The following is a 5090-nucleotide window of genomic DNA, read 5'->3' on the forward strand; positions in this document are numbered from 1 at the left end:
TTGCTGACTCATCAAAAGTTGAAATCGATATCGCTTTCCACTACCGGTGCAGCATTGCCGGCATCTCCGATCATATCATCGATACGGGCATGCACGTTGGCGGCTATACGTTCTGCCAGTACTTTGAATTGCGTGATCAGCAAATCAATGTCTGCCGCCGTGAAATAGGCATGTGCATAGGACAAACGGAAATAAAAGGTGCTGCCATGTTCCCGCAGATATAAGGTGAGAGGATTTTTGGCGCCCGTCTTTTCAAATGCATAGTGGCGGAAATCATTTTTGTCATCCGGTACTTGCTCATCTTCAAAATCCAGGGATACAAAACCAGCGCTGTAAAGCCGGGAAAGTTTAACGGTGCGCTTCTTATTCAGTTCGGTCATCATATCCTGCAGGTCGTACAATTGATGACTACCCGCCTGTATCAGTTGCTGATGCAGGGCTTTCACCATCACATCGAAAGACGTGGCGGCAGTGCTACGGAAACAAATGGGGAGTGTTTTCACAAACATACCTACCATTCCTTCCAGCTCATGCTGGGTTCTGCCGGAAGCAGCCATCCCGATCACCATCTCTTCCTGACCGGTAAGCTGCGACAGGAAAAGATAGTATACGGCGAAAAGACCCGATACCGTTGAAATATTTTCCGCACGCAGGTGGTCGAGTAACGGCTGCAGGACCTCCGTGGAGATCTCAAATGCAGTGTGGCCACCTATTTCCGACAAGTCTTCCGTATTTGCATTACTAACGGGCAACTGTAATTCGGGCACGCCTTTTTCGAAGCTACCCAGCCAGAACTGCCGGTGTTGCAGATAATCAGCCGTCTTTTTATAACGATATTCCCATTCGGCATAATCCCGGTATTGCCATTGCAGCGGCGCCAGGGTTTGCCCATAAAAGAGCGTGCTAAAATCTGCCATCAATATGCGCTGCGACATCCCATCGCAAATGCTGTGGTGAAAATCTGTTACCAGTATTTTTCTGCCGTGATCCGTCAGGATGATACCGATGCGGAACAATGGCGCCTTGTTAAGATCAAAGGGACGTACAAACTGCCGGATCGTTTCGTCGCTGTCTGCTTCTGCTACATACAACAGCTCCGGTTCCAGGGTTACCTGGTCCAGCACATACTGCACCACTTGTCCGTCTTCCACATCAAACCTTGTCCGCAGGCTCTCATGCCGGGCTGTGAGTTGCTGAAAAACGTGCAGAATACGGTCATTTTCTATCTCCGTAGCTATTTCCCATACCATAGGCAGGTTGTAGGAGATCCGTTCTTTATCCAGCTCAAAATTGTAGTACACGCGTTCCTGTGCAGCAGATGTATGATAGTAAGGCTGCTCCGGCGCATGTGGAATATCCAGGGTGGTATCCTGTGCCACCGGCTGTATAAATGCGGCCTGTTGCCGGATGGTCATATGTGCAAACAGGTCGGCCAACGTCATCCTCACATTAAATGCTTTATAGATCAGGCTGAGTAGCCGCATCATGCTGATGGAATTTCCCCCGACGAGGTTGAATCTGTCTGCCGTAGAAATGGCGATATCGCCCAGCAGCGTTTTCCAGATCTGCAACAGCCGTGCTTCCGTATCATTCTCCGGTAATACTACCGGTCGCTTCTCCACAGCATTGACCAGTTCCTTGTAATTGATTTTACCATTGCTGAGCAGCGGAAACTCCTTTACAGCACATAGCAAACCAGGTATCATGTATTCCGGCAAACGCTCGCGCAGGTATTGCTGAATAGCCGTTTGTTCTTCCGGCTGTTCGTCCTTACTGATATAAAATGCCGCCAATGATTCATCCCCGCTGGCAGCTTCCTGTTTGATCACCACCGCCTGCCTGATCAGGCCTGAACCAGCCAGCACCTGTTCTATTTCATCCAGTTCTATACGGATGCCGCTCAGTTTTATCTGCCGGTCTTCTCTTCCCAGCAGGTCGATATTACCATCGGTCAGTTTCCGCGCGCGGTCACCTGTTCTGAATGCGCTTTTACCCGCGTATTCACCGGTAGATAAGGTGATAAATTTTTCAGCGGTGAGCGCCGCGTTATTCAGATAGCCCTTCGTCATGTAATCGGTTACGATGTACAGTTCTCCCGGCACCAGGGTATTACAGGGTTTACCATTTTTGTCCAATATCAACAGCTGGGTATCGCTGATGGGCTTTCCTACCGGCACCCGGTCAGTGGCAGCATCAGCAGGCCGCAGCAGATAACAGGAACGCACCATCGTTGTTTCGGTAGGTCCGTATAAATTCACCAGCTGTACCCGTTCACCGAAACAGGCATACCAGGGCAACAACGCTTTGGGTACAATCTTCTCACCGGATAACAACACATATTTCAGCGCCGGATAATCCGTTGCCGTTATATCATCATGATTGATACTGCGGAATACACTGGGTACACAATGGATCAGGGTAATACGCTGCCCGCTGATCCAGGCGCTGATGTTTTCCGGCACAAAAAAAGCTTTGTCCGAAGGCGGGATACACAAGGTAGCGCCGGACAACAGCGGCAGAAAAACATCCCTTAAAAAGGCATCAAAATAAGGGCTGATAAACTGGCTGATTCTATCTCCCGGCCCGATATGAAAAGTTTCTTTTTCCCATTGCAGGAATTGCAGCAGGCTGCTGTTTTTCCCGATAATCCCTTTGGGCTTGCCGGTAGATCCGGATGTAAAATATACATACAGGCTATCTTCCGCTTCATAAGCCGGATAGCCGTTATTTTCCGAAGCAGGTAGTGATATATCTTCCAGATAAAAATACTGCAGCTCATCTTCCTGCGGCAGCATATCTGTTCCGGAAGTAATCACATAACGCAGTGCCAGCTCTTCGTGCATGGCTTTCAGCCGTTCTTCCGGTAAATGCCCGTCTATCGGAACAAATACACAGCGGGCATTGGCAATACCAATAAAAGCGGTAATCAGATCTACACGATTCTGCAGGCGGACCCCTACAAATGTTTCGGGCGGGAGTGCTTCCTGCAACAGGTGTTGCGTGATCGCATCCGCACGTTGCAGTAACTCGTTTCCTGAAATTTGTTGCCCGTCATACTCCAACACAATACTTTCTCCGTGTGTTCTCAGGCTATTGATTAATTCGTGCTGAAAAGACATATGTCAATGATTTTGTTGTTTTTTCATAACCGTATAGCTGCTTTTTTACGGCAATCGGCTTTACTCAGTTAAAAAAAGTATCCAGTAAAATCCCGAATGTAATCACCGTAATCAGCAGGTCACTTTCATACGGCGCATTGATAGTAAAACCTTCCTGTGCGTACATTTTCTTTAGCCGTTCTATTTCATCAGGGTTAAAGAATCCCTGTTTACGTATCAGGTCATACGACAACAGGTCGTTGATGTACTCTATATTCCTTTGCAGCAGATAAGGACTGCCAGGCGCTACGAAGTGAAATTTCTCTCTTTCAAAAATCTCCGTTGGCATAAAGCGGCTTCCCATCTTTTTAAGAATGTATTTTTCCGTGAAGCCATTTATCTTCAGGGATGCCGGCAGCCGGGCCGAATACTCCACCAGTGTTTTATCCATAAACGGATATCTTACTTCCACAGAATTGGCCAGCGCCATCCGGTCGCCATGATCTGATACCAGGTGATCCACGAGGCGGAGTTTATAATCGATATAAGCCCGCTTACTTACCTGGCTGCGGTTGACCAGTCGTTTTTTATTGACGACCGGATAATTCAGACAGTTCACAGCAGCATAATCATCGCGCAGTGCAGCGGAGTACAAGGATTTTTTCACCTGATCAAATTCCAGGAAATTTCTTTCATAGAAAAAATCCGGATCGTCCCACAGTTCCTGCCGCAGCCTTATTTCTTCCGGACTGGATTCATTCTTCACCAGGTTCATTGCACGCATTTTATCAAAACGGTATCCTACATAACCTGCAAAAAATTCGTCTGCTCCTTCTCCGGATTGAATCACCTTAATACCTTTATTCCGGACAGATTCCGATAAAGAAATAGAGGCCGTATTATAGGTTTCCTTGATCGGACATTCACTATGGTAAACAGAATGCTGCAGGCGTTTGCTGATATCGTCGTAAAAAAATAACTGCTGATTGAGTACGGCATTACTTTCTTTACTTACCAATTGCTGATAGGTAGATTCCGACAATTGTGACTCCACAAAATCAATGGAAAAAGCCTGCTTATGCATATCAGGAAAAAGCTGATGAGCTTTCAGTAATATCATGGAAGAATCGAGCCCTCCGCTGAGATAGAATCCTGTAGGCACATCCGCACGCATCCGCAGTTTGATGGACGTTTCAAACAAGGCTTCCAGTTCATTGATATAATAGTTTTCTGATTTGCCATTCATGGCTACTTCCCCTTCTGGATATTCGAGGTCCCAGTATTCTGTATCCCGAATCACCCCATCATCATCTACAGTGATGTAGTGGCCGTTTTCGAGGCTATGGATATTTTTGAACATGGTTCTGGGACTGATAAGCCCCGGGAAAGTAAATACCTGATCCAGCCCTACCCGATCTACCTCCCGCACCACTTTCGGGTGTTCGAGGATGGCTTTGATTTCAGAAGCAAAAATAAACTGCTCTTCTACCCGGGTATAATACAATGGCAGGATGCCCATCTGATCTCTCGCACAGCAAAGGATCCGTTTTCTTTTATCATAGAGGGCAAATGCAAACTGTCCGTTCAGCTGGTTCAGGAATGCCATGCCTTCTTCTTCATACAAATGCACAATTACTTCTACATCCGACAACGTGCGGAAGGTATGGCCCCGTTTTATCAGTGCTGCTTTCAGTTCAATGTAATTGAATATTTCGCCGTTACAGATCATGATCACCGACCCATCTTCATTGGAAACAGGCTGCATGCCATTCTCCAGTCCAATGATGCTTAGCCGGCTGAAACCCAACGCTATATTGTCGAATAGCAGGGTATCCTGTGCATCCGGGCCCCGGTGTACCAGTTTAGCATTCATTGCTTTAATGATGCGTGCATCTTCTTCCTGCACCCGGCGACCTGTTTTAATAAATCCGCAAATTCCACACATAGGATAATAGTAATGTTTTGGTTAGATGAATACAGATTATATATGGG

At 47.0% G+C, this 5090-nt stretch carries 2 protein-coding genes; both read right to left on the bottom strand.

Annotated elements, in window-relative coordinates; all coding sequences use genetic code 11:
• Nucleotides 1-11: 11 nt before the first annotated feature.
• Nucleotides 12-3119, bottom strand: coding sequence for a non-ribosomal peptide synthetase (locus tag OL444_RS21735; RefSeq protein ID WP_264729744.1), 3108 nt, complete (start codon nt 3117-3119; stop codon nt 12-14).
• A gap of 64 nt (nt 3120-3183) precedes the next feature.
• Nucleotides 3184-5043 carry an asparagine synthase (glutamine-hydrolyzing) gene (asnB, locus tag OL444_RS21740; RefSeq protein WP_264729743.1) on the bottom strand — a complete coding sequence of 620 codons (1860 nt, stop codon included), beginning with the start codon at nt 5041-5043 and terminating at the stop codon, nt 3184-3186.
• Nucleotides 5044-5090: the final 47 nt, after the last annotated feature.

This window comes from Chitinophaga nivalis (assembly GCF_025989125.1).
GTDB classification, from domain to species: domain Bacteria; phylum Bacteroidota; class Bacteroidia; order Chitinophagales; family Chitinophagaceae; genus Chitinophaga; species Chitinophaga nivalis.

Bases quoted from the DNA above. Each gene is read 5' to 3' on its own strand.
- asnB (WP_264729743.1), bottom strand. From the start codon at position 5,043: ATGTGTGGAATTTGCGGATTTATTAAAACAGGTCGCCGGGTGCAGGAA.
- OL444_RS21735 (WP_264729744.1), bottom strand. From the start codon at position 3,119: ATGTCTTTTCAGCACGAATTAATCAATAGCCTGAGAACACACGGAGAA.